Source organism: Bacillus sp. MHSD_36 (assembly GCF_030757775.1).
In the GTDB taxonomy this organism is placed as follows: domain Bacteria; phylum Bacillota; class Bacilli; order Bacillales; family Bacillaceae_G; genus Bacillus_A.
Window position 1 is genome coordinate 29,168 of the sequence record NZ_JAVBIS010000002.1, and the last position, 25,923, is coordinate 55,090.

Annotated in this window: 28 protein-coding genes; all 28 read right to left on the reverse strand. The window is 37.6% G+C overall.

Annotated elements, in window-relative coordinates:
- Positions 1 to 93: 93 nt before the first annotated feature.
- The 28 genes from rseP to ftsY all read right to left on the reverse strand — a co-directional run bounded on the left by rseP (position 94) and on the right by ftsY (position 25,913).
- A complete protein-coding gene (rseP, locus tag Q9B79_RS08145) occupies positions 94 to 1,350 on the reverse strand; it encodes an RIP metalloprotease RseP (RefSeq protein WP_306183351.1) in 1,257 nt (418 codons plus the stop codon).
- 16 nt (positions 1,351 to 1,366) lie between these two features.
- Positions 1,367 to 2,509, reverse strand: coding sequence for a 1-deoxy-D-xylulose-5-phosphate reductoisomerase (dxr, locus tag Q9B79_RS08150; protein WP_098667735.1), 1,143 nt, complete (start codon positions 2,507 to 2,509; stop codon positions 1,367 to 1,369).
- 23 nt (positions 2,510 to 2,532) lie between these two features.
- Positions 2,533 to 3,324 (reverse strand): phosphatidate cytidylyltransferase, encoded by a 792-nt coding sequence (gene cdsA, locus Q9B79_RS08155; protein ID WP_306183352.1) that lies wholly within the window; start codon positions 3,322 to 3,324, stop codon positions 2,533 to 2,535.
- A 17-nt stretch (positions 3,325 to 3,341) separates the two neighbouring features.
- Positions 3,342 to 4,118, reverse strand: a complete 777-nt coding sequence (gene uppS / locus Q9B79_RS08160; RefSeq protein WP_306183353.1) for an undecaprenyl pyrophosphate synthase — start codon at positions 4,116 to 4,118, stop codon at positions 3,342 to 3,344.
- Positions 4,119 to 4,203: 85 nt separating this feature from the next.
- Positions 4,204 to 4,761: a ribosome recycling factor gene (gene frr, locus Q9B79_RS08165; protein WP_306183354.1), complete on the reverse strand. Its 558-nt coding sequence runs from the start codon at positions 4,759 to 4,761 to the stop codon at positions 4,204 to 4,206.
- A 2-nt stretch (positions 4,762 to 4,763) separates the two neighbouring features.
- Positions 4,764 to 5,486 carry a UMP kinase gene (pyrH, locus tag Q9B79_RS08170; RefSeq protein WP_000042663.1) on the reverse strand — a complete coding sequence of 241 codons (723 nt, stop codon included), beginning with the start codon at positions 5,484 to 5,486 and terminating at the stop codon, positions 4,764 to 4,766.
- Between the two features lie 66 nt (positions 5,487 to 5,552).
- Entirely contained in the window at positions 5,553 to 6,440 is an 888-nt protein-coding gene (gene tsf, locus Q9B79_RS08175) for a translation elongation factor Ts (RefSeq protein WP_060631984.1), read from the reverse strand.
- Between the two features lie 103 nt (positions 6,441 to 6,543).
- Positions 6,544 to 7,245, reverse strand: a complete 702-nt coding sequence (gene rpsB / locus Q9B79_RS08180; RefSeq protein WP_000111485.1) for a 30S ribosomal protein S2 — start codon at positions 7,243 to 7,245, stop codon at positions 6,544 to 6,546.
- A 352-nt stretch (positions 7,246 to 7,597) separates the two neighbouring features.
- Positions 7,598 to 8,377 (reverse strand): GTP-sensing pleiotropic transcriptional regulator CodY, encoded by a 780-nt coding sequence (codY, locus tag Q9B79_RS08185; RefSeq protein ID WP_000421288.1) that lies wholly within the window; start codon positions 8,375 to 8,377, stop codon positions 7,598 to 7,600.
- Between the two features lie 77 nt (positions 8,378 to 8,454).
- Complete coding sequence (hslU, locus tag Q9B79_RS08190; protein ID WP_002194930.1) at positions 8,455 to 9,846, reverse strand: ATP-dependent protease ATPase subunit HslU; 1,392 nt, start codon at positions 9,844 to 9,846, stop codon at positions 8,455 to 8,457.
- Between the two features lie 22 nt (positions 9,847 to 9,868).
- Entirely contained in the window at positions 9,869 to 10,411 is a 543-nt protein-coding gene (hslV, locus tag Q9B79_RS08195) for an ATP-dependent protease proteolytic subunit HslV (RefSeq protein ID WP_000526271.1), read from the reverse strand.
- A gap of 42 nt (positions 10,412 to 10,453) precedes the next feature.
- Complete coding sequence (gene xerC / locus Q9B79_RS08200) at positions 10,454 to 11,353, reverse strand: tyrosine recombinase XerC (RefSeq protein ID WP_060631986.1); 900 nt, start codon at positions 11,351 to 11,353, stop codon at positions 10,454 to 10,456.
- A 65-nt stretch (positions 11,354 to 11,418) separates the two neighbouring features.
- Entirely contained in the window at positions 11,419 to 12,723 is a 1,305-nt protein-coding gene (gene trmFO / locus Q9B79_RS08205; RefSeq protein ID WP_306183355.1) for an FADH(2)-oxidizing methylenetetrahydrofolate--tRNA-(uracil(54)-C(5))-methyltransferase TrmFO, read from the reverse strand.
- A 50-nt stretch (positions 12,724 to 12,773) separates the two neighbouring features.
- Complete coding sequence (gene topA / locus Q9B79_RS08210) at positions 12,774 to 14,852, reverse strand: type I DNA topoisomerase (RefSeq protein WP_087966343.1); 2,079 nt, start codon at positions 14,850 to 14,852, stop codon at positions 12,774 to 12,776.
- Between the two features lie 144 nt (positions 14,853 to 14,996).
- Complete coding sequence (gene dprA / locus Q9B79_RS08215) at positions 14,997 to 15,866, reverse strand: DNA-processing protein DprA (RefSeq protein ID WP_306183356.1); 870 nt, start codon at positions 15,864 to 15,866, stop codon at positions 14,997 to 14,999.
- 87 nt (positions 15,867 to 15,953) lie between these two features.
- Entirely contained in the window at positions 15,954 to 16,856 is a 903-nt protein-coding gene (gene sucD, locus Q9B79_RS08220; protein ID WP_000115178.1) for a succinate--CoA ligase subunit alpha, read from the reverse strand.
- Between the two features lie 19 nt (positions 16,857 to 16,875).
- The gene (gene sucC / locus Q9B79_RS08225) at positions 16,876 to 18,036 is read right to left on the reverse strand and encodes an ADP-forming succinate--CoA ligase subunit beta (protein ID WP_306183357.1); all 1,161 of its coding nucleotides are present in this window, start codon (positions 18,034 to 18,036) and stop codon (positions 16,876 to 16,878) included.
- 193 nt (positions 18,037 to 18,229) lie between these two features.
- Entirely contained in the window at positions 18,230 to 19,003 is a 774-nt protein-coding gene (rnhB, locus tag Q9B79_RS08230; RefSeq protein ID WP_306183358.1) for a ribonuclease HII, read from the reverse strand.
- A gap of 51 nt (positions 19,004 to 19,054) precedes the next feature.
- Positions 19,055 to 19,945: a ribosome biogenesis GTPase YlqF gene (ylqF, locus tag Q9B79_RS08235; protein ID WP_306183359.1), complete on the reverse strand. Its 891-nt coding sequence runs from the start codon at positions 19,943 to 19,945 to the stop codon at positions 19,055 to 19,057.
- A 20-nt stretch (positions 19,946 to 19,965) separates the two neighbouring features.
- On the reverse strand, positions 19,966 to 20,517 hold the full coding sequence (gene lepB / locus Q9B79_RS08240) for a signal peptidase I (RefSeq protein ID WP_000711857.1): 552 nt from the start codon (positions 20,515 to 20,517) through the stop codon (positions 19,966 to 19,968).
- 101 nt (positions 20,518 to 20,618) lie between these two features.
- Complete coding sequence (rplS, locus tag Q9B79_RS08245; protein WP_001186516.1) at positions 20,619 to 20,963, reverse strand: 50S ribosomal protein L19; 345 nt, start codon at positions 20,961 to 20,963, stop codon at positions 20,619 to 20,621.
- A 146-nt stretch (positions 20,964 to 21,109) separates the two neighbouring features.
- A complete protein-coding gene (gene trmD / locus Q9B79_RS08250) occupies positions 21,110 to 21,844 on the reverse strand; it encodes a tRNA (guanosine(37)-N1)-methyltransferase TrmD (protein WP_000686892.1) in 735 nt (244 codons plus the stop codon).
- The gene (gene rimM / locus Q9B79_RS08255) at positions 21,844 to 22,359 is read right to left on the reverse strand and encodes a ribosome maturation factor RimM (protein ID WP_048530513.1); all 516 of its coding nucleotides are present in this window, start codon (positions 22,357 to 22,359) and stop codon (positions 21,844 to 21,846) included. The genes trmD and rimM overlap by 1 nt, the downstream gene beginning before the upstream one ends.
- A gap of 121 nt (positions 22,360 to 22,480) precedes the next feature.
- Complete coding sequence (locus Q9B79_RS08260) at positions 22,481 to 22,708, reverse strand: KH domain-containing protein (protein ID WP_000737397.1); 228 nt, start codon at positions 22,706 to 22,708, stop codon at positions 22,481 to 22,483.
- A gap of 14 nt (positions 22,709 to 22,722) precedes the next feature.
- A complete protein-coding gene (rpsP, locus tag Q9B79_RS08265) occupies positions 22,723 to 22,995 on the reverse strand; it encodes a 30S ribosomal protein S16 (RefSeq protein ID WP_000268750.1) in 273 nt (90 codons plus the stop codon).
- 100 nt (positions 22,996 to 23,095) lie between these two features.
- Entirely contained in the window at positions 23,096 to 24,445 is a 1,350-nt protein-coding gene (gene ffh, locus Q9B79_RS08270; RefSeq protein WP_306183360.1) for a signal recognition particle protein, read from the reverse strand.
- Positions 24,446 to 24,457: 12 nt separating this feature from the next.
- Entirely contained in the window at positions 24,458 to 24,790 is a 333-nt protein-coding gene (locus Q9B79_RS08275) for a putative DNA-binding protein (RefSeq protein ID WP_000891062.1), read from the reverse strand.
- 133 nt (positions 24,791 to 24,923) lie between these two features.
- Positions 24,924 to 25,913: a signal recognition particle-docking protein FtsY gene (gene ftsY / locus Q9B79_RS08280; protein WP_000007650.1), complete on the reverse strand. Its 990-nt coding sequence runs from the start codon at positions 25,911 to 25,913 to the stop codon at positions 24,924 to 24,926.
- Between the last annotated feature and the right edge of the window lie 10 nt (positions 25,914 to 25,923).

The following is a 25,923-nucleotide window of genomic DNA, read 5'->3' on the forward strand; positions in this document are numbered from 1 at the left end:
ATTTTACTCTTACACGCAGGAAAACCCCTCACCTCGAGTTAGGTGAGGGATTTTATTCTACGAGCTCTATTTCATTATAAGTTTCACTTTATTTTACAAGAAAAACTTACGAATGTCATTCCAAGTTACAACTAACATAAGTAACATTAATAATGCAAAACCGATAAAGTGAACCATACCTTCTTTTTGGCGATCAATTGGTTTCCCTCGTAACGCTTCAATTAAGAAGAAGAACAAACGTCCACCATCTAAAGCAGGAACTGGTAGTAAATTAAATAAACCAAGGTTAATACTTAATACTGCAGCTAAACTTAATACACGCGTAAATCCATAATCTACTACTTGATCTGTTAGATTATAAATTCCTACTGGACCTGATAACTCATTAATAGAGAATTGACCAGTTACTAATTTTACAAGAGACTCAAAAATTAGTTTCGTCCATTGGTATGTTTGCTCAAAACCTGATTTAATAGAACCCATCACTGTTTTCTCTACAGGAGAGTAAACACCGATTCTACCAACTTCTTCTTTACCTTCTTTATCAAGCGTTGGCGTTACTTTCACATTAAACTGTTCACTATCACGCTTTACTTGTAACGTAATTTCTTTATTCGGGTTTTCACGTACAATGGTAACAACATCTTTCCATGTACTTGTGTTTTTCCCATCAATTGCTTGAATTGTATCATTTTCTTTTAATCCAGCTTGCTCTGCTGCACTATTCTCCATTACTTTTCCGACCATTGGCTTGTCAACAGGAACACCTTGTACAAATCCAAGAATCACAAAAATAACAAACGCTAAAATGAAGTTCATAGCAGGACCTGCAAAGATTGTTAAGGCACGTTGACCTAATTTTTTAGAGCCAAACTGCCTATTATACGGAGCAATTTGAATCTCTTCACCAGCAGTAATAATACGAGCCTTTTCATTCACACGGAATGTTTGAAGCTCTTCCTCGTACTCTTCATAGCCCGAAATTGTTAACTTATGTTCTAAATCAGCTTGCTCCACTTCTATAACGCGGACATTTGGATACTTTTCATGCCCATCAAAAACTAATTTTGTAACTTCGTCTTTTTCATTTAATACAAGGCCAACCTTTTTCCCAGGCTTTAACTCTACTGTGTCTGCATCCTCGCCAGCCATTCTTACATAGCCACCAAGGGGCAGTAATCGAATCGTATACACCGTTTCATTCTTTTCAAATGAGAATATTTTCGGACCAAAACCAATCGCAAACTCACGGCATAAAATACCTGCTCTTTTTGCGAAATATAGATGCCCTAGCTCATGGAAAAATACGAGTGCACCGAAAATTAATATAAAGGCAATCGCTGTATTCAATTCCATACCACCTTTGCTAAATTTGTTCCATCACAAACCGTCTTGTGGTTGCATCAATTTCCAGAATTTCCTCTAAGCTCGGACGTGCAATGACATTGTGATGGTTCATTGCTTTTTCAATGAGGTCTTCCACTGTTAAGAAACCAATTCTCTTTTGTAAAAAAGCTTCAACAGCTACTTCATTCGCTGCATTCATTACAGCTGGCATACTTCCGCCTGCTTTTCCAGCTTCATACGCAAAGCGCAAGCAACGGAAACGTTCTTGGTTCATTTTCTCAAAATGCAATGTACCCATTTCCCATAAATTTAACTGCTTTGTGTCTGAAAGAGGTAATCGATCAGGATATGTAAGTGCGTATTGAATTGGTACTCGCATATCAGGTGAGCCAAGCTGTGCCATCACACTACGATCTTCAAATTCAACCATAGAATGAATAATACTTTCTTTATGTAAAACAACATCGATTTGCTCATAAGGGATACCAAAAAGCCAATGTGCTTCAATTACTTCTAGCCCCTTATTCATCATTGTAGCAGAATCAATTGTAATTTTCGAACCCATTGACCAGTTTGGATGTCGAAGCGCATCTTCTACGGTCACATGATGCAATTCATCTCTCGTTTTATCGCGGAAACTTCCTCCAGAAGCCGTAATAATTAGCCGAGAAATTCTTTTTTCATTTTCACCATTCAAGCATTGAAAAATAGCTGAATGTTCACTGTCTACTGGAAGTAACGAAACATTATGTTTTCGCGCTGCTTCCATTACAAGATGCCCTGCAGTTACTAACGTTTCTTTGTTTGCAATTCCAATTGTTTTTTTCGCCTCAATTGCACGAAGTGTTGGTAACAACCCTACGCTACCTACAACAGCATTTACTACAATCTCTGCATCTGGATGTAATGCTACTTCTAAAAGCCCTTCACTACCATATACAATTTTTGTATTACCAGAGACAGCTTGTAATTTTAAAACATCTTCCTCTCTTTGCACAGAGACAATTTGCGGAGAAAATTCTTGAATTACCTTTACTGCGTAGTCAATATTTTTCCCTACAGAAAAAGCAACGAGACGGAATTGGTCTGGGTGCGAGCGTAATACATCTAAAGTTTGTGTACCAATTGATCCGCTTGCACCTAATAAACTAATGTTTTTCATGACTCCAACCCCTCGTTCATTTATTAATTGTATTGTAATAAGAAGTAGAGAATTGGTAAAACAAATAACCAACTATCTGTTCGATCTAATATACCACCATGTCCAGGTAAAATTGTACCTGAATCTTTTACGCCATAATGACGTTTAAATGCAGATTGTACTAAATCACCAATTTGTCCAAAAATAGAAATGATAATTGTCAACACAATTAAAATCCCTACATTAGCCTCAACTGGGAAGAACATATTGTAAACAATTGCCACAACAATCCCACAAACGATGCCGCCCAATGAACCTTCAATCGTTTTATTTGGACTAATTTCTGGCCATAATTTTCTTTTCCCTAATGCTTTTCCTACGAAATATGCGCCTGAATCAGTAGCCCATATAATAAATAATGCGCAAAACACATATTTAATTCCTAAAATTCTCGTTTCATTCAAATATAAGAATCCCATTGCAACATATGTTGTTGCCATTAGTAAAAAGGAAGCATGGTCAAAAGTAAATGTATTCTTAGAAAGGACTGTATATGATAAAAGTAATAAAACAATCACAAATGTGATTTCTAATTTACCTAATCCAATCCAAGTAAACAGTTCTGATGCACTACTTGGAATTAAAATAACCCATAATAATACTGCAGCTAAAACTGTTGGTACTGAAATAAGCGTAAGCTTATTCATACGAATTAATTCATATAAGCCTATAGAAGCAAGTGCATACACTAAAACCGTAAAAGGCACGCCACCGTAAATTACGATGGGAATGAACAGCGCGGCAGCAACCACTCCAGTAATAATTCTCTGTTTCACTACCAAACCCTCTCTTTCTACACGCCTCCGAATCTGCGCCCTCTATGTTGAAAGTCTGTAATCGCATTTAACAAATGTTCCTCAGTAAAATCTGGCCAATACACATCTGTAAACCAAAATTCCGAATATGCAATTTGCCATAACATGAAATTACTAATACGTAGCTCTCCGCTCGTACGGATTAACAACTCTGGATCAGGTAAAGAACTCGTCATTAAGTAGGAAGAAAGCATTTCTTCACTTACATCTTCTACACGAATCTTTCCTTGCTCACTATCTTTCATCATATGTTGCACAGCAGAAACGATTTCATCTCGACTTCCATAGTTTAACGCGAAATTCAGAATTAATCCCGTATTCTCTTTCGTATCTTCCATGGCCTTCTCCATCGCTCTGCGTGTATGCGTAGGAAGACGATCTTGTTGTCCTATTACTCGGACTTGTACGTTCTCTTCAATCAATTCTGGTAAAAATGTACCTAAAAATTCTTCCGGAAGCCTCATTAAATAATCAACTTCCTTTTTCGGTCTTTTCCAGTTCTCAGTTGAAAAAGCATAAAGAGTTAATACTTTTACATTAAGTTTGCTTGCAAATTTTGTGATTTTCTTTACAACTTGCATGCCTTCATGATGTCCCGCAATACGAGGCATCGCTCTCCTCTTTGCCCATCTTCCATTACCATCCATAATGATGGCAATGTGTTCTGGGATGTATCCTTTTTTCACTTCTTCAACGAGATGATCAAACGATGTGTCCTTTTTACCTTTAAAAAAAGGAAAGTTTTTAAACATCATTCATACCCTCCAGCAAGCAGACGTATGCCTAAAAGTGTAAAAAGACCCCCTTAAGAAGAGGGTCATATTTGCGAAAGTATCGCTATTACACTTCCATGATTTCTTTTTCTTTGTTTTTTGCGATTTCGTCAACTTTTGCAATATATTTATCTGTTTCTTTTTGGATATCTTCAGTATATCCTCTTAAATCATCTTCTGTAATCTCGCCAGCTTTTTCAAGCTTCTTAAGATCATCGTTACCGTCACGACGTACGTTACGAACAGCAACTTTTGCTTCTTCAGCATATTTTTTCACAACTTTTACAAGATCACGACGACGCTCTTCTGTTAATGCAGGGAATGCAATACGAATTACAGTTCCGTCATTAGAAGGATTTAAGCCTAAATCTGCTTTTAAAATTGCTTTTTCGATATCACCGATAGAAGTTTTATCATAAGGTTGAATTACAAGTAAACGTGCTTCTGGAACTGTAATGTTCGCTAATTGCACAACTGGTGTTGGTGCACCATAGTAATCAACTTGTACTTTATCTAATACAGACGCGTTTGCACGGCCAGCGCGAACTGTTGCTAATTCACGAGAATAAGCAACAACTGCTTTTTCCATTTTTTCATTTGAAGACTTTAATACTTGTTGTCCCATATTTATTTCCCCCTTACAACTGTTCCAATATTTTCGCCTAAAACGGCACGTTTAATATTACCTTTTTCCATAACTGAGAATACAATTAATGGAATATCGTTATCCATACATAGAGAAGAAGCTGTAGAATCCATTACACCTAAACCTTCTTTTAATACATCTAAGTAAGTAAGCGTTTCGTATTTCGTAGCTGTTGGGTCAATAGATGGGTCAGCATTGTATACGCCATCTACATTGTTTTTCGCCATTAAAATTACGTCTGCTTCAATTTCTGCCGCACGTAATGCCGCTGTTGTATCTGTAGAGAAGTATGGATTACCTGTACCTGCTGCAAAGATAACAACACGTTTCTTCTCTAAGTGACGAACTGCTTTACGACGAATGTAAGGCTCTGCTACTTGACGCATCTCAATTGAAGTTTGTACGCGAGTTTGAATTCCGATATTCTCTAAGCTATCTTGAAGAGCTAATGAATTCATAACTGTTGCTAACATACCCATGTAATCTGCTCCTGCACGATCCATGCCCATCTCACTTCCAATTTTCCCACGCCAAATGTTACCGCCACCAACAACAACAGCAACCTCTACATCTAGTTCTGCAATTTCTTTCACTTGTTCCGCAACTGACTTAATAACAGCTGGGTTAATTCCAAATCCTTGCTCTCCAGCTAAAGCTTCTCCACTTAGCTTTAAAACGACACGATTATATTTCGGTTTACTCATAATGAACCTCCAATTGCTTACATCTTTATTTTAAAAAAGGGAACACAATGTGTTCCCTAATCTGTATTAGTTACTACCTTTTACTTGGTTCATTACTTCTTCAGCAAAGTTGTCTTCGCGTTTTTCGATACCTTCACCAACAGCGTAGCGAACGAATCCTTTTAATGTTCCGCCTTTAGACTCAACGAACTGACGAACTTTCATATCAGGGTTTTTAACGAATGCTTGGTCAAGTAAGCAAATTTCTTCGAAGAATTTGCCAAGACGGCCTTCAACCATTTTTGCAACGATTTTTTCAGGCTTGCCTTCGTTTAATGCTTGTTGTGTTAATACTTGACGCTCATGCTCAACTTCTTCAGCTGTTACAGCATCGCGGTCGATGTATTTAGGGTTAACTGCAGCGATGTGCATTGCAACATCTTTAGCAGCTGCTTCGTCAGTAGAACCTTCAAGAACTGTTAGAACACCAATGCGTCCACCCATGTGTAGGTAAGCGCCGAATGCATCTGCATCAGTTTTTGATACGATTTCGAAACGACGAAGTGTAAGTTTTTCACCAATTTTAGCGATTGCTTCGTTGATGTGCTCTTCAACTTTTTTACCGTTTTCCATTGTTTGAGCCATAGCTTCTTCAACGTTAGCCGGTTTGTTAGTTAATAAGTGAGCAGCTAATTCTTTAATTAATGTTTGGAAACCTTCGTTTTTCGCAACGAAATCAGTTTCAGAGTTTAATTCTAAGATTAAACCGTCGTTACCGTTTGTTTCGATGAAAGTTAAACCTTCAGCAGCGATGCGGTCTGCTTTTTTAGCAGCTTTAGCGATACCTTTTTCACGTAAGAAGTCAATTGCCTTCTCCATGTCGCCGTTAGTTTCTGTTAAAGCTTTTTTGCAGTCCATCATACCTGCGCCAGTTTTTTCACGTAATTCTTTTACCATTTGTGCAGTGATTGCCATACTTTTCATCCTCCTAAAATATGTATTTATACCTTTTATAAAGGTGTTTATACCTTAAAAAAGGTGATAAAAGGCCGAACCCCTTATCACCTTTCCAACTTTGTTACGCAGTAACAGTTTCTTCACCTTGTTTTGCTTCAAGGATCGCGTCTGCCATTTTAGATGTAAGAAGTTTTACAGCACGAATTGCATCATCGTTTGCTGGGATAACGTGATCGATTTCGTCTGGATCACAGTTTGTATCAACGATACCGATGATTGGAATGTGTAATTTGCGTGCTTCAGCAACTGCAATACGCTCTTTACGAGGGTCTACTACGAATAATGCACTTGGAAGACCTTTCATATCTTTAATACCGCCTAAGAATTTCTCAAGACGCTCTAACTCTTTTTTAAGTTGAACAACTTCTTTCTTAGGTAGTACTTCGAAAGTACCATCTTCTTGCATTCTTTCGATGTCTTTAAGACGCTTGATACGCTTTTGGATTGTTTGGAAGTTTGTTAAAGTTCCACCTAACCAACGTTGGTTAACGAAGTACATACCAGCACGAGTTGCTTCTTCTTTAATAGCTTCTTGTGCTTGTTTTTTAGTACCTACGAATAAGATGTCTCCGCCTTCAGCAGCGATGTCACGCATCGTTCTGTAAGCTTCCTCAACTTTTTTCACAGTTTTTTGTAAGTCGATGATGTAGATACCGTTACGCTCTGTGAAAATGTAACGCTTCATTTTTGGGTTCCAACGACGAGTTTGATGTCCGAAGTGAACACCAGCTTCAAGCAATTGCTTCATAGAAATTACTGACATAATATAGTTCCTCCTAAATGGTTTTTGATATCCTCCGTTTACTTCATCTCTAAGCGAAACTACAAACGTAGCACCAACACTTAAATCAGTAAACGTGTGTACTTTGTACTGACACCACTGCTTACTATATCATACTGAAATATTACAATCAAGTCGAAAATGCGAACAATGTAAAACTTTCTTTGTTCATACTCGAATTCTAGTATTACCAACCTGTATTTCTTTTAAGCAAAAAAGTAAAATTCAATTCATAGCTTTTCAAAAGAGTACGATTATGACGCTATTTACAAGCAACATCAATCTGTTATATACAAAAAAACTCTCCTCAAAAACATGAGGAGAGTTTTATAAATTAGTTTGTTTTTAATTTAGCAAGTTCATGTAAGAATTTGTCGTTTAATACTTTAATGTATGTTCCTTTCATACCTAACGAACGCGACTCAATTACACCAGCACTTTCTAATTTACGAAGTGCATTTACGATTACTGAACGAGTGATTCCTACGCGGTCAGCGATTTTACTTGCAACAAGTAAACCTTCTGTTCCGTTTAACTCTTCGAAGATGTGCTCGATTGCTTCTAACTCACTGTAAGATAATGAGCTAATCGCCATTTGAACAACAGCTTTGCTACGTGCTTCTTCTTCGATCTCTTCTGCTTTTTCACGTAAAATTTCCATACCTACAACAGTTGAGCTGTATTCAGCAAGGATTAAATCATCGTCTAAGAACTCTTGACCAAGACGAGCTAATACTAATGTACCTAAGCGCTCACCGCCACCAACGATCGGTACGATTGTAGTTAAACCTTGACCAAATAATTCTTTATTTTCTACTGGGAATGCTGTGTAAGCACTGTTTACATCTAAGTTTGAAGATGTTTCTGTAATGTTGAATAAGCTTTGTGTATACTCTTCTGGGAATTGACGCTCTGCAAGCATTTGTTTCATACGCTCATTCTCGATTTGTTGGTGAATTGCATATCCTAGTAATTTACCACGACGACTTACTACGAATACGTTCGCTTCGATTACTTCACACATTGTGTCAGACATTTCTCTAAAGTTTACAGGCTTTCCTGCTGCGCTCTGTAATAACGCATTTAATTTTCTTGTTTTTGCTAATAATTCCATTTCAAAAGTTCCTCCTACATATTACTCACATATTTTTTCATCACTTGGAAACTAGGGCGAGTCACCTGATGACACTATTACAAAATAAACTGGCTCACATCTTTATTTTTAGCAATCGTTGCTAATTTCTCCTCAACGTATTGAGGTGTTATCGTTATTTTCTCTAACGTAATTTCAGATGCTTCAAACGATAAATCTTCAAGGAGCTTCTCCATAATCGTATGAAGTCTTCTTGCTCCAATATTATCTGTATCCTGATTAACTTGATAAGCAATCTCAGCAATCTTACGAATAGCTTCGTCTGAAAATTCAATTTCTATACCTTCAGTCGCTAATAAAGCCATATATTGTTTAATTAACGCATTGTCAGGCTCGATTAATATTTTAACAAAATCATCAGTCGATAATTTTGTTAATTCTACTCGAATCGGAAATCTCCCTTGTAATTCCGGAATTAAATCCGACGGTTTAGACATATGAAACGCTCCAGCTGCAACGAATAAAATATAATCCGTTTTTACTGATCCGTATTTTGTCGCAACATTCGATCCTTCTACAATTGGTAAAATGTCACGTTGCACACCTTCACGTGATACATCTACGCTATTCGACTGCTTACCAGCAATTTTGTCAATTTCATCGATAAAAATAATCCCGAGCTGTTCAGCACGATAAACAGCCTCTTGTGTAACTTCATCCATATCAATTAAGCGCTGTGCTTCCTCATTTGTCAAGACTTTTCTTGCTTCTTTTACAGAAAGTTTACGTTTTTTTGTTTTTTTCGGCATAAAACTTCCTAATGCATCTTGGAAATTCATTCCCATTTGTTCCATGCCAGTTCCTTGTAACATATCAAACATAGAAGACTGTTGTTCAGTCACTTCAATCGATACAATTTCATCTTCAAGTAGTCCTGCAGCAAGCTTTCTTTCTACGTCTTGACGTTTCTTTTCGATTTCAACATCTTCCTGCGAATCTGTTGTTTGATTTGAATTTTGAGCGCCACCAAATAACATTTCTAATGGGTTTTTAAATCCAGATTGCTTCTCCGGACTCGGCACTAAAATTTCAACAAGACGTTGGTTCGCTTGTTCTTCCGCTTTGTCTTGTACGTTAACTACCATTTCTTCTTTCACGATGCGAACTGACGTTTCTACAAGATCGCGCACCATCGATTCTACATCTCTACCTACATATCCAACTTCTGTAAATTTAGTAGCTTCAACCTTAATAAAAGGTGCTCCAACGAGTTTCGCCATTCGTCGTGCTACCTCTGTTTTACCAACACCTGTCGGTCCAATCATTAAAATATTTTTAGGTGCAATTTCATCACGTAGATTTTCAGCTAATTTACTTCGGCGGTATCGATTTCTTAAAGCTACAGCAACCGCTTTCTTCGCATCTTTTTGACCGATAATGTATTGATCTAATTTTTCCACAATTTGACGCGGAGTAAAATGTAAATGCATATAAAATGCCTCCCTTACGATTCTACAATTCTTCCACAATTATATTGTGGTTTGTATACACACAAATATCGCCAGCAATGTCTAAACTCGCTTTCGCAATTTGCTTCGCTGTTAAATGTTCACTTGCATATTGCTTTAAAGCACGACCTGCTGAAAGCGCATAATTCCCGCCAGATCCAATTGCTAAAATACCATCATCCGGTTCAATTACTTCTCCTGTACCTGAAACAAGGAGCATCGTTGTTTTATCCATGACAATGAGCATCGCTTCTAGCTGACGTAACATTTTGTCGCCACGCCATTGTTTCGCCATTTCAACAGCAGCACGCTGCAAGTTCCCATTGTACTCTTCTAATTTCCCTTCAAACATTTCAAAAAGAGTAAATGCATCAGCAACCGAGCCTGCAAAACCAGCTAAAACTTTCCCTTGGAAAAGTTTACGAACTTTACGAGCTGTATGTTTCATTACAACAGCATTTCCCATTGTCACCTGGCCATCTCCAGCCATTGCACATTCTCCATTATGATGAACTGCAAATATCGTTGTAGCGTGGAAATTTCCCATAGAAAAAACTCCTTTATATGTTTTTATAGCTTTAAAAGCAATTTATGCCCGTGGGTGATGCTTCATGTAGACAGAACGCAATCTTTCTTTAGAGACATGCGTATAAATTTGTGTCGTCGACAAATTCTCATGACCGAGTAGCTCCTGTACAGTACGTAAATCCGCCCCTTCATCTAACATGTGTGTAGCAAATGTATGCCTTAACATGTGGGGACTTATCCGCATTGTCAGTGAAGCTTTCTTAATGAGTTCGTTTAATACATAACGTACCCCTCGACTTGTCAGCGGCGTGCCTTTCGCGTTTAAAAATACCATATGAGAGTGTTCTTCAGTTTTTTGAGCCAACTGTTTTCTTCCGTTCTCTATATAAGTAATTAAAGCATCTTGTGCATAGCTCCCGAACGGAATATACCTTTGTTTTTTCCCTTTTCCCATTACTAAAATTGTTCCCACCGCGAAGTCAATATCGGTAAGTTGTAAATTGACACATTCACTCACACGGATCCCAGTCGCATACATCAACTCTAATAAAGCTTGATTCCTTTGACCTAGCGGTGTTTCCGTATCAGAAACTTCAAATAATTCCTCTAATTCTTCAGCATATAAAAACTTTGGGATTGACAATTCTTTTTTGGGGAGTGACGCAAGTGCAAACGGATTATCTTTTCGATAACCTTCACGCATCAAAAAACGATATAAACTTCGTAAGCTTGATACTTTTCTTGCGACAGATTTACGGGCTAACTTTTCATCGTGCAACGTCGTTAAGTACAAACGAACATCCGCGTATGTAATATCTAAAAAAGAGGATATGCCTTCTCGCTCCATAAATTGCACAAAATGTTCTAAATCATTTTGATAACTTGCAATTGTATATTTTGAATAATTTCTTTCAATTTGTAAATATCCAACGAATAATTGTAACAATTTCTTCACATTCACACAATTCACCTCAATAAAGGCTACTAAATCGTATCACAACTTAGTAGCCTTTGCAAGAAATTTAACTAAATATTTACAAAATTTTGAATCGTTTCTAAAGCGCGTGTTGCATAGGCTTCATTACGTTCTGCTTTCTTCTTAATTTTCTTCTCTAACGGTGCAAACAATCCGAAGTTCGCATTCATTGGTTGGAAGTTTTTCGCGTTTGTCGCAGTAATATAATTCGCCATACTTCCCATTGCAGTTACAGGCGGTAATACAACTGGCTCTTCACCTTTCACAAGTCGAGCAGCATTAATACCTGCTAGCAATCCTGAAGCCGCCGATTCAACATATCCCTCTACCCCAGTCATTTGACCAGCGAAGAATAAATCATCACGTTGTTTATATTGGTATGTTGGACGAAGTAAATTAGGTGAGTTAATAAACGTATTACGATGCATGACACCATAACGTACAATCTCTGCGTTTTCCAATCCTGGAATCAACTGTAAAACTTCTTTTTGTGGTCCCCACTTTAAATGCGTTTGGAAACCGACGATATTGTATAACGTTCCCGCTGCATCGTCTTGACGTAACTGAACAACAGCATATGGCGTTTTCCCTGTTTTCGGATCTTCTAATCCAACAGGTTTCATCGGTCCAAATACTAATGTCTGTCTTCCTCTACTTGCCATAACTTCTACCGGCATACAACCTTCAAAGAAAATTTCTTTTTCAAATTCTTTTAAAGGTACTGTTTCAGCAGCGATTAAAGCCTCGTAAAAACGGTCAAATTCCTCTTCCGTCATTGGGCAGTTTAAATATGCCGCTTCACCTTTATCGTAACGAGATTTTAAATACACTTTATTCATATCAATGCTGTCTTTCTCAACAATCGGTGCTGCAGCATCATAGAAATAAAAATAGTCTTCACCTGTTAATTCTTTTAATTGTGCAGAAAAATCAGGTGACGTAAGTGGACCTGTCGCGATAACAGTAGGACCTTCTGGGATTTCAGTGATTTCTTCATTCATCACAGTTACATTTGGATGGTTCTTCACATATTCCGTTACTTTTGCCGCAAACTCATGACGATCTACAGCTAAAGCCCCTCCAGCTGGTACAGAGCACTCATCAGCTGCACGGATAATAACAGAATCCATTAAGCGCATTTCTTCTTTAATAACACCAACAGCATTTGTTAATGTATTTGCACGAAGCGAGTTACTACATACTAACTCTGCAAATTTATCTGTGTGATGAGCTGGCGTTTGTCTTACCGGTCTCATTTCATATAATCTTACTTGGACACCACGTTTTGCAATTTGGTAAGCTGCTTCGCTTCCTGCAAGACCTGCGCCAATGACGTTTACTACTTGTGTTGTCATATATTTATCACCTTTCCTTTTCTTCCCGAAAAAAATGTGAGCAGTTACGCTCACATTTGTTGTTCTTCTTCATAATCACACGAAATACATTGTACTTGCACGCCTTTTTTCAACTTCTTCTCTACTAGCATACCTTCGCACTTCGGACATTTACGGCCAATTGGCTTATCCCAAGATACAAAGTCACACTCTGGATACGTACCGCATCCATAGAAAAGACGTTTCTTTTTATTACTACGACGTTCAATAATTTGGCCTTTATCACATTTCGGACAAGTAACACCGATTTCTTTCACAATCGGTTTTGTATTACGACAATCTGGGAAATTCGAACAAGCCATAAATTTCCCGTATTTACCCATTTTAAAGACCATTGGGTGATTACATAATTCACAGTCTTCCCCAGCTGGTTCATCTTTAATTTCCACTTCGCGCATTTCTTTTTCCGCTTTTTCTAAACGCGGTTCAAAGCCTACGTAGAAATCATCAACAATTTTCACCCAATTCGCATTTCCTTCTTCTACTTCATCGAGGCTTTGCTCCATGTTAGCAGTAAATTCGATGTTAATAATTTCTGGGAAAAACTCTAAAATAAGTTCAATTACTATTTCACCAAGTTCAGTTGGAACGAATCGTTTATTATCCAAACCTACATACCCACGTTTTTGAATTGTTTCAAGTGTCGGTACGTAAGTCGACGGTCTTCCAATTCCAAGCTCTTCAAGTGTTCTTACTAGACGAGCCTCTGTATAGCGCGGCGGCGGTTGTGTAAAGTGTTGCTTCGGTTCTAAATCCTTCGAAAATACTGTTTCCCCTACCTCTAAAGGTGGTAACATCTTATCCTTTTCTTCAGCACCGTCATCTTTCGACTCTACATACACTTTCATAAATCCTGGGAACTTTACAACCGATCCACTTGCACGGAACTGAACATTGTTATTAATGAGTCTCGCTGTCACAGTATCCATTATAGCAGACGCCATTTGACTTGCAACAAATCGCTCCCAAATCAATTTATACAATCGAAGTTGATCACGACTTAAGAAACTCTTTAGTTCCTCTGGCTTTCTCATTACCGAAGTAGGACGAATTGCCTCATGCGCATCTTGTGCGTTCGATTTCTTCGTCTCTTTCTTCTTTTCTGTTCCTATGTATTCCGTACCAAACGCCTCAGTAATGTAAGCACGCGCCTCTGTTTGAGCTGTTTCTGAGATACGTGTTGAATCAGTTCTCATATACGTAATAAGACCGACAGTCCCTTGTTTTCCAAGATCGATTCCTTCATACAATTGCTGCGCAAGCATCATCGTTTTCTTTGCTCGCATGTTTAACTTACGCGCTGCCTCTTGTTGCAAGGAAGATGTCGTAAACGGTAATGCAGGATTACGTTTTCGCTCTTTTCGCGTTACATTTTCAACTGAGAACGCATTATCTTTCAACTGTTCAATTATTTCATTCACTTGCGTTTCATTCGTTAATTGAACTTTTTCACCATCTACACCGTAAAAGCTTGCTTCAAATGTGTCTTTCCCTTTCACAAATTCTGTCTTAATTGTCCAGAATTCTTCAGGCTCAAAACTTTGAATTTCTCTTTCACGTTCGATAATTAAACGAACTGCTACAGATTGTACGCGTCCTGCACTTAATCCTTTTTTTACTTTCTTCCATAATAAAGGACTAATATTGTAACCAACAAGACGATCTAGTATACGTCTTGCTTGTTGTGCATCCACTAAATCCATATTGATCGCTCGAGGATGTTTGAATGATTCTTTTATTGCATCTTTTGTAATCTCATTAAACACAACTCGGCAATCTGATTCAACGTCCACATTTAACGTATTGGCTAAATGCCAAGCAATTGCTTCTCCTTCGCGGTCTGGATCGGCCGCGAGATAGACTTTCTTTGCTTTTTTTGCCGCTGATTTTAAGTCTTTTAAGACGGGACCTTTACCACGAATGGTAATGTACTTCGGGGTGAAGTTGTTCTTTACTTCTATCCCCATTTGGCTTTTAGGTAAATCGCGAACGTGTCCCATAGACGCGACAACTTTGTATTTTTTCCCTAAATATTTCTCAATGGTCTTCGCCTTAGAAGGCGACTCCACGATTACGAGGTAATCTGACATGCTAGTGCCTCCTTAAGAGGTGGATTCAAGTCTTCATTAATCTTATTGATTTCTCTTGTTTTTGTCAATCAAGAATGAATATACCATACAGTGCCTATCTACCATTTGTCAATAATTGTTTAATAAAAACATAAAAATATAAGGTTAATTTAAAATCTCTTCTAGGATATCTTCTGCATTTCTTACTAGTTTCGCCCCTTGTTGAATTAGATGATTTGTTCCTGATGCACTATCTATAAAAATCGGTCCAGGAAGTGCAAATACCTCTCTATTTTGCTCTAAAGCAAGGTCCGCGGTAATAAGTGTTCCGCTTCTCGATTTCGCTTCTACAACTAAAACACCTTTACTTATACCACTAATAATCCGATTCCTCTTTGGAAAATACCATTTTTTCGGTGCATAGTGCGGAGGATACTCTGTTAATAACAATATATATTCATTCCAAGCTTCATATAAATATCGATTCTCTTTTGGATATATATACGATAATCCGTGTCCTAGTATCGCTATAGTCGGGCAATGCCGTCTTACTGTAATTTCATGAGACATCGTATCTATCCCTCTTGCAAACCCACTGACAATAAGCCATTCCTTTTCTAATAATGGATGTAAAATAAATTGTAAACTCTCATGTCCATATAAAGTCGGTTCTCTCGTTCCAACAACCGCTAATTTATTCGCTTTATTGAGGAAATCCTTCTCTCCTTTTCCATATAATACAAAGGGAGGGTCTTGTATTTCACGTAATAATCGTGGGTACTCTTCATCCCATATAGTCATATAAAAGATTCGGTTTTTCTCTAAATAAGATATATATTGCGGGAGATTTGAACTTTGAAGAAAATTTACTAATTCTGAAGATTTTTTCGAGGATATTCCAGTGTAACATTCCATTTGTTTTGCATTAAAATTGTATATTCCTTTCAATTCTGGATCGACATATAATAGCCTCTCTATCGCCTTCCAATGATCAGCTAACAAGTAGTGGAGATGCAATAATCGTTCTCTTTTCATCATAATTCTCCTTACCCATAATTTTTATTATGTTAACAAGAGGTTTGTAAAAAGACACCTTCAAGCAAGAAGGTGTCTTTCAACAGATTAATAGTTTTTACAAGTTTCAAATAGACCTTTTTCTTTTAAAACAGAGATTAGCGTTTCACCCATAACTGCTGGAGTTTCCGCTACTTTAATACCACAAGCTTCCATCGTTTTAATCTTTTCTGCAGCAGTTCCTTTGCCGCCAGAAATGATTGCACCAGCATGACCCATACGCTTGCCAGCAGGCGCTGTTTGGCCGCCAATGAAGCCTACAACAGGTTTTGTCATATTAGCTTTCACCCATTCAGCTGCCTCTTCTTCCGCTGTACCACCGATTTCACCAATCATAATTACAGCATGTGTTTCTTCATCTTCATTAAATGCTTTTAACGCATCAATAAAGTCTGTACCGTTAACAGGGTCTCCGCCGATACCTACAGCCGTAGATTGACCAATACCTTCTTGTGTTAACTGATGTACAGCCTCATACGTTAATGTACCAGAGCGAGATACGATGCCTACATGACCTTTTTTATGAATGTATCCTGGCATAATACCGATTTTACATTCATCAGGCGTGATAACACCTGGGCAGTTTGGTCCAAGTAAACGTGTATGTTTACCAGCCATATATCTCTTTACATTTACCATATCTAATACAGGAATTCCTTCAGTAATACATACTACTAAATCAATTTCTGCATCAACTGCTTCCATAATTGCATCAGCCGCAAAAGCGGGTGGAACGTATACAACTGAAGCGTTTGCACCTGTTGCTTTCACTGCATCTTCTACAGTATCAAATACTGGTACACCTTCAATATCAGTGCCACCTTTACCTGGCGTTACACCACCGACAATTTTCGTACCGTATTCAATCATTTGTTTTGTGTGGAATAACCCTTGAGAACCTGTAATACCTTGAACAATAACTTTTGTATCTTTATTAACTAATACGCTCATTTTTCTCCCCCGCTTTCTATTAGCCCACTAGTGAAACAATTTTTTGTGCACCGTCTGCCATAGATTCTGCTGCAACAATATTTAAGCCAGACTCATTTAAAATTTTCTTACCTAAGTCTACGTTTGTACCTTCAAGACGTACAACTAAAGGCAACTCAAGACCTACTTGTTTCGTTGCTTCAATAACACCTTCTGCGATAACATCACACTTCATAATGCCACCAAAAATGTTAACGAAGATACCTTTTACATTTTTGTCAGAAAGGATAATTTTGAATGCTTCTGTAACTTTTTCAGCTGTAGCACCGCCACCAACATCTAAGAAGTTAGCTGGATCTCCATGGTAATGTTTAATGATATCCATTGTAGCCATCGCTAAACCTGCACCATTAACCATACAACCGATATTTCCATCTAAAGGAATGTAGTTTAAGTCATATTTAGAGGCTTCGATTTCTTTTGCATCTTCTTCATCAAGATCACGAAGTTCTAAAATATCTTTATGGCGATATAAAGCGTTAGAATCAAAGTTTAATTTCGCATCTAATGCCATAACTTTACCGTCACCTGTTGTAACAAGTGGGTTAATCTCCGCGATAGAGCAATCTTTTTCGATAAACGCACGGTATAAGCCCATCATAAACTTCACAGCTTGTCCTACAAGCTCTTTTGGAATATTGATGTTAAATGCGATTCGGCGCGCTTGGAAGCCTTGTAAGCCTACTGCCGGATCAATATATTCTTTAAAGATTTTTTCAGGTGTTTTTTCTGCTACTTCTTCAATTTCTGTTCCGCCTTCTTCAGACGCCATTAAAACAACTTGAGAAGTTGCACGGTCTAAAACAAGACCTACATAATATTCTTTTTTAATATCGCAACCTTCTTCGATAAGTAAGCGTTTTACTTCCTTACCTTCAGGACCTGTTTGATGTGTCACAAGTGTAGTTCCTAAAATGCTCTCTGCATATGTACGAACTTCATCTAAATTTTTTGCAACTTTTACTCCGCCAGCTTTGCCGCGTCCACCAGCGTGAATTTGTGCTTTCACTACACATACATCCGTTCCTAATTCTTTCGCTGCTTCTACAGCTTCTTCTACTGTAAATGCAACCTTCCCGTTCGGAACGCTAACCCCATAGCTTCTAAGGACTGCCTTACCTTGGTACTCATGGATATTCATGGTCCCATCCTCCCCTGTTTTCCTGTTTTACTCGAAAAGTTTTTTAATGTTTAAAAAACATTACATTGCCATTGTATAAGATGATTGGCAAGCTGTCTACAATAAAGTGTCAGAAAACTGAAATCGCTTTATTCTTTTTTGAAAATAGTAATGTTTATATGTCAAAATAAAAAATAAGCTGCGAAAACACAGCTTATTTTTTAATCATATCTTTAATTGGCGCAAACGATTTTCGGTGTTCTTCTAATACTCCATGCGCTTCGATCGCTTCTAAATGTTGTTTCGTTCCATATCCCATATGTTGTTCAAATCCATATGTAGGATACTTTTCTCCAAGCTCTTTCATCATACGATCTCTCGTTACTTTTGCAATAATGGATGCAGCTGAAATAGAGATACTTTTTGCATCACCTTTAATGATGGATGTTTGCGGAATTGGTGTAGGAAGTTTCATCGCATCAATTAATAAATATTCTGGTGTACAAGATAAATTTGCTACAGCATCTAACATCGCTTGTTTCGTCGCTTGATAAATATTTATCTCATCAATCACTTGCGATGATACAATTCCAACTCCAATCGCAATTGCTTGCGCTTTAATTTCATCATAAAAACGCTCTCGCTTCGCCTCACTCAGCTTTTTCGAATCATTTAACCCTGGAATATAAAAATCTTCCGGAAGAACAACAGCCGCCGTAACAACAGGCCCAGCTAGTGGTCCACGCCCCACTTCATCTATACCAGCGATATATGCGAGGCCTTTTTCACGTAAAGCATTCTCATACTTAGACATTTCTAGAAATTTTTCTTTTTCCTTTTGCGCTAACTCTTTTTGTTTATACCACTTCATAATGAGCTTTTGCACCCCTTTACGTTCATCTTTCATTAATATTTGAAAGCGATCGTCCTCTTCACTCATAATTTCTTGCAGTAAATGTTCCGCTTCTTGAATAGTCACTTTTTCCATTCATGCCACTCCCTTTATATACAAAAAAGAAAAGACGTACAAACGCACGTCTTATACTTCTTCTACTTTTTCTACATCTTCTGTTTGCTCTGCAAACTCTTCTGGTGTTTCAAATGTCATTTTTCCAAGTTTACCACCACGAAGCTCACGAAGTACAAGTTCAGATGTTTTATCATAATCAATCATTCCGCCGCCCATTAAACAGCCTCGATTTTTTCCAATCGCATCAAATAATTCCACGATATCTTCTGGAATGTCATTTAAACTATAGCGCTCTTTTAATCGTTCTGGATAATGTTTCTCCATAAAACGTAACGCATAAACAGCTACATCTTGTAGATTTAAAATAGAGTCTTTAATTGCACCAGTCGTAGCTAGACGTAAACCAACTAATTCGTCTTCAAATTTAGGCCATAAAATACCAGGTGTATCTAACAGCTCCATTTCTTTCCCAACTTTAATCCATTGCTGAGCTGTTGTCACACCAGGGCGATCTCCTGTTTTAGCAATATTTTTCTTCGCTAACTTATTGATTAACGTAGATTTACCAACATTCGGTATACCTACAATTAATGCACGAATCGCTCTCGGTCTAATACCTTTTGCAACCATTTTATCAAATTTTTCTTTCACTAACACTTTACAAGCCGTTGCAATTTCCTTCATACCTTGTCCAGCTTGTGCGTTAATTGAAATTGCCATATGGCCTTTTTCTTTAAAATATGCGATCCACTGTTTTGTTAAACGATCATCCGCCATATCTGCTTTATTTAAAACAACAAGCCTCGGTTTATGTGTAATAATCTCATCAATCATCGGATTTCGAGAAGATAAAGGTAATCGAGCATCTACAAGCTCAATTACAACATCAATTAACTTTAATTTTTCTGTTACTTGGCGTCTAGCCTTTGCCATATGGCCCGGGAACCATTGAATTACCATGTTGCCACCTTCTTTTTCTTTTATTTCACAATACGAGCATCTTTTAACGGCCAATATAGTATATTTGCTTTTCCGATCACTTGGTCCATTGAAATTGTACCAATCGAACGGCTATCTTTACTAAAACGACGATTATCGCCTAAAACAAATAATTGACCTTCCGGAACAGTTTTCTTCCCTGTCATTTCTTCAAGAGTAAAATCATATGTAAGCGGTCCGTCAGCAATTTGTTTTTTCTGCTTGTCTAAATACGGCTCCTCATAAGCCTTTCCGTTAACATATAGTTTATCATTACGATACTCTATTTCATCGCCTGGTAGGCCGATAATACGCTTAATATAATCTTTATCTTCCGTTGCTCGGAATACAATAATATCAAATCGTTTCGGATCTCCTATGTGATAACCAATTTTATTAACAATCATTCGATCGCGATCATGTAAAGTAGATGCCATCGATACTCCATCTACGAGAATTGGCGCAAAGAAAAACTGTCTAATAACACCCGCTAATACAACAGCAATCAAAATTGCCTTGATCCATTCCCAAAGTGAACTCTTTTCTTTCTTCATGCTTTTCCCCTCCACGATTATGTAAGCTGCTCGTATTATATCAAAATTTTATATAGATTGGAAAAAGGGAGCTTGTGCATTTACAAGCTCCCATACATGTCTTATCGAATTTCTTTAATACGTGCTTTTTTACCGCGAAGGTTACGTAAGTAGTATAACTTAGCACGACGTACTTTACCACGGCGAAGTACTTCGATTTTCGCGATTCTTGGCGTGTGAACTGGGAATGTACGCTCTACACCTACACCGTAAGAAATCTTACGAACTGTGAATGTTTCACTGATTCCGCCACCACGACGTTTAATTACAACACCTTCGAAAAGCTGAATTCTTTCACGAGTTCCCTCAACTACCTTTACGTGTACACGTAAAGTGTCTCCAGGACGGAATGAAGGAAGGTCAGTTTTTAATTGGCCTTTTGTAATTTCTGCGATTAATTGTTGCATATTAAATTCTCTCCTTTAAACAGATGCTCTTATAAAGTCTAAATAAATTACAGCGGAACATCGTTAATACGGCTACTGATTTCAGCAGCACAAGTGTTATAATAGCATATTGCTAGAACTGTTGCAATAGAAAATATATCAAGCCCTTATTTGCCTTCTTTAATCTGTTCTAGCCATTTCTTTTCTTGCTTAGACAATTCTCTTTCTTCTAGTAAATCCGGTCTACGCGTGTACGTACGACGCAACGATTCTTTATGTCGCCACTCATCAATATTTTTATGGTTTCCTGACATTAATACATCGGGCACTTTCATACCACGAAAATCAGCTGGACGTGTATAATGAGGATGCTCTAATAAACCTGTACTAAACGAATCCTCGACTTGTGAAGCATGATTTCCTAGTACTCCTGGCAAGAGACGCACGACACTATCAGTTATAACCATAGAAGCTAACTCTCCACCCGTTAATACGTAGTCACCAATAGAAATTTCATCTGTCACGAGATGTTCACGAATTCGTTCGTCATATCCTTCATAATGTCCACATACAAAGATTAAATGTTCTTCTTCCGCAAGCTCTTCCGCTTTCTTCTGAGTAAATCTTTCACCCTGTGGACACATTAAAACAACTCTCGGCTTACGCTCTGTCTCTTTCGTTAAATCTTCTACAGCATCAAAAATAGGCTGAGGGGTTAATACCATCCCAGCGCCACCACCATACGGATAATCATCTACGCTATTATGCTTACTCGTTGTATAATCGCGGAAATTGACAACACGAAGCTCTACTGCTTCTTTTTCTTGTGCTTTCTTTAAAATTGAAGATCCAAACACACCTGTAAACATATCTGGAAACAATGTTAAAATGTCAATTTTCATTATAGCAGCCCTTCCATTACATGAATGGTTACTAATTTATTCTCAATGTTAACTTGAAGTACAACATCATCAATATAAGGAATTAACAGATCTTGACCTTTTGGACGTTTAATAACCCAAACGTCGTTTGCACCTGGAGATAAAATTTCTTTTATTGTCCCTAACGCTTCTCCTTCTTCTGTTACAACGTTGCAACCAATAATTTCATGATAGTAGTATTCACCTTCAGCTAGTTCGCCTAACTGATCTTCAGGCACTTTTAAAAGAGATCCTTTAAACTGTTCTACTTCATTTACATTCCCATATCCTTCAAATGTCAATAAATCAAATGTTTTATGTTGGCGGTGAGAAGTAATCTTTACCGGGAAAGGCTCTCCACCTTTTTCATTCGATATGTATAATGTATTTCCTACTTTATATCGCTCTTCTGGAAAATCAGTACGAGAAACTACACGAATTTCTCCTCTTACGCCATGAGTATTTACAATTTTCCCTACGTTAAACCATTTTGTCATAAATAGTATGTCACCCCTGGTTTCTATATAAATTAAGCATCCCCATTTCACATATGGAACATGCAACTTCTCTTTAAATGTTAAAAAAGGGAGAGGAAATAACTCCTCGCCCTTTTTACGTTTATTGAATTTCCAGTGTTACTTTTTCATCATTATGATGTCCCACTGAATACAAGAGCATTCGAATTGCTTTCGCAACTTTGCCTTGCTTTCCAATGACTTTTCCAACATCCTCAGGATGTACAGTTAATCGATACTTTATCTCTCCGTTGTAAAGTTCCTGTGTAACTTTTACATCTTCAGGATGATCGACAAGAGGCTTGACAATCGTCTCGACTAACTTCTTCATAGTCATTGCCTCAATTACTTACCTTGTTTAGATAAGTGGAATTTCTCCATGATACCTTGGTTAGAGAATAAGTTACGAACTGTATCAGATGGTTTAGCACCATTTCCTAACCATTTTAATGCTGCTTCTTCGTTGATCTTAACTTCAGCTGGTTGAGCAACCGGATTGTAAGTACCGATTTCCTCAATGAAACGTCCGTCACGAGGAGAACGAGAATCTGCAACAACTACACGATAGAAAGGAGTTTTTTTAGCTCCCATACGTTTTAAACGAATTTTAACTGCCATTTATAAAGCACCTCCGAATTTATTTCACACAGATAATTATATTAGCAAAAAGACTATTGCTTTGTAAAGTATTTTTTCTTAACAGAGCCATCTTTTTTCCTTACATGAATGGAAACTTCAATCCACCTAGTCCTTTTTTCTTACCTTTTTGCATTCCAGTCATCGTTTTCATCATCTTTTTCATATCATCAAATTGCTTGATTAAACGATTGATTTCTTGTACCGTTGTACCGCTACCTTTGGCAATGCGTTTTTTGCGACTAGCATTGATTATTTCCGGTTGTTCTCGCTCTAATTTAGTCATAGAACGAATAATTGCCTCAATATGCCCAATTTGTTTTTCATCAACTTGTGCATTTTTCAGCCCTTTAATTTTATTTGCACCAGGAAGCATTCCTAACAATTCATCAAGCGGTCCAAGTTGACGCACTTGTCCAAGTTGTTCTAGGAAATCGTCAAGCGTAAACGAAAGTGTACGCATTTTTTGCTCAAGTTCTTTTGCTTTCTCTTCATCAACTGTAGCTTGCGCTTTTTCAATTAATGTTAAGACGTCTCCCATCCCTAAAATACGGGATGCCATACGTTCTGGATGGAACGCTTCAAGTGCATCTAGTTTTTCACCCATACCAGCAAATTTAATTGGTGTATTTGTAACAGCTTTAATAGATAATGCCGCACCACCGCGCGTATCACCATCTAATTTTGTTAATACAACCCCAGTTAAACCTAACTGTTCATGGAAACTTTGTGCAACATTAACCGCGTCTTGTCCTGTCATCGCATCGACAACAAGGAAAATTTCATCCGGTTTCGCAACTTCTTTCACTTTCGCTAATTCATCCATTAGTTCTTCATCAATATGCAGGCGACCTGCTGTATCAATTAAAACATAATCGTGATGATCTTCTTTTGCTTTTACAATCGCTTGTTTCGCAATTTCAACAGGACTTACTTGATCTCCTAAAGAGAATACAGGCATGTCCAATTGCTTCCCTAATGTTTCAAGCTGTTTAATCGCTGCAGGACGGTAAATATCCGCTGCAACAAGCATAGGTTTACGATTATGCTTTTTACGAAGCAAATTCGCAAGCTTACCTGTCGTCGTTGTTTTACCTGCACCTTGCAGACCAACCATCATAATAACAGTCGGTGGCTTATTAGCAACAGCAATTTTGCTTTGCTCTCCGCCCATAAGTTCTGTAAGTTCTTCCTGTACAACTTTAATTACTTGTTGTCCAGGTGTCAAACTTTTCATTACATCTTGTCCGACAGCACGTTCAGACACACGCTTTACAAAATCTTTTACTACTTTAAAGTTAACGTCCGCTTCTAAAAGAGCTAGACGAACTTCTCTCATCATTTCTTTCACATCGGCTTCAGAAACTTTTCCTTTGCCGCGGATTTTTTGCATTGTCTGTTGAAGTCGGTCGGCTAATCCTTCAAATGCCATATTGCCGCCCTCCTAATCTAATTTTTCGATAGCTTCAACAACTTGTTTCATTTCTTCATTCACATGCTCTTCTTCGCTGATTAGCTGTTTTAGCTTTGCAACAAGTCGCTGTCGCTCTTGAAACTTTTGAAGTAATACTAATTTTTCTTCATATTCTTCAAGCATCGCTTCAGTCCGTTTAATGTTATCATACACGGCTTGGCGACTTACATCAAATTCTTCCGCAATTTCACCAAGAGATAAATCATCTAGATAATAAAGCGACATATAACTTCTTTGTTTTTGCGTTAACAACGATTGATAAAAATCAAATAAATAGTTCATTCTCGTTGTTTTTTCGAGCATGTTGGATCATCCTTTGTTAAGTGATTTCCCTTTACATGAATTAGTTTACATGGAGTACAAAAGAGTGTCAAGTTTTTTTCTTAACATCACATATTTTTATAGAAAAAGAAGCGGAAAATACCGCTTCTTTCACTTATACTTCTTCTGTTTCTACTAAGTTCGCAAATAAACCATATACATATTGTTCTGGATCGAACTGTTGCAGATCATCCATTTGCTCTCCTAATCCAACAAATTTCACCGGTACATCCATTTCATTACGGATCGCTAATACAATACCACCTTTAGCAGTTCCATCTAACTTCGTTAAAACAATACCAGTAACATTCGTTGCTTCACGGAATGTTTTCGCTTGACTTAAACCATTTTGTCCTGTTGTAGCATCAATAACAAGTAATACTTCATGAGGAGCTCCTGGTACTTCACGCTCAATTACACGCTTTACTTTCTCTAACTCCTTCATTAAGTTCACTTTATTTTGTAAACGTCCTGCTGTATCGCATAGTAATACGTCTACGTTACGTGCTTTTGCAGCTTGTACAGCGTCATACATAACCGCAGCTGGATCAGAACCTGATCCTTGTTTAATCACTTCTACACCAACGCGATCGCCCCATACTTCTAATTGTTCAATCGCCCCAGCGCGGAATGTATCTCCTGCCGCCAATAAGACAGACTTACCTTCTGATTTAAACTTATGAGCCATTTTACCAATTGTTGTCGTTTTACCTACACCATTAACACCAACAAATAAAACAACTGTCAAGCCATCTTTTTGCATATTAACTTCATTAGTAAAATCGCTGTCGCCTTTATAAATTTCTATTAGTTTTTCCGAAATAACAGCTTGTACTTCTCTTGGATCTTGAATGTTACGGCGTTGCACTTCTTCTTTCAATTGATCAATTAATTCCATTACCGTTGACACACCAACGTCTGCACCGATTAAAATCTCTTCTAATTCTTCGAAGAAATCTTCATCTACTTTACGGTAACGAAAGACTAAATCATTTACTTTATCCGCAAATGAATTTCTCGTTTTTTCTAATCCTTGTTTAAACTTCTCTGTTACCGTATCTGTTTGTTTCGAAATTTTTTCTTTTAGTTTTTTAAAAAAGCTCATACTGACCCAT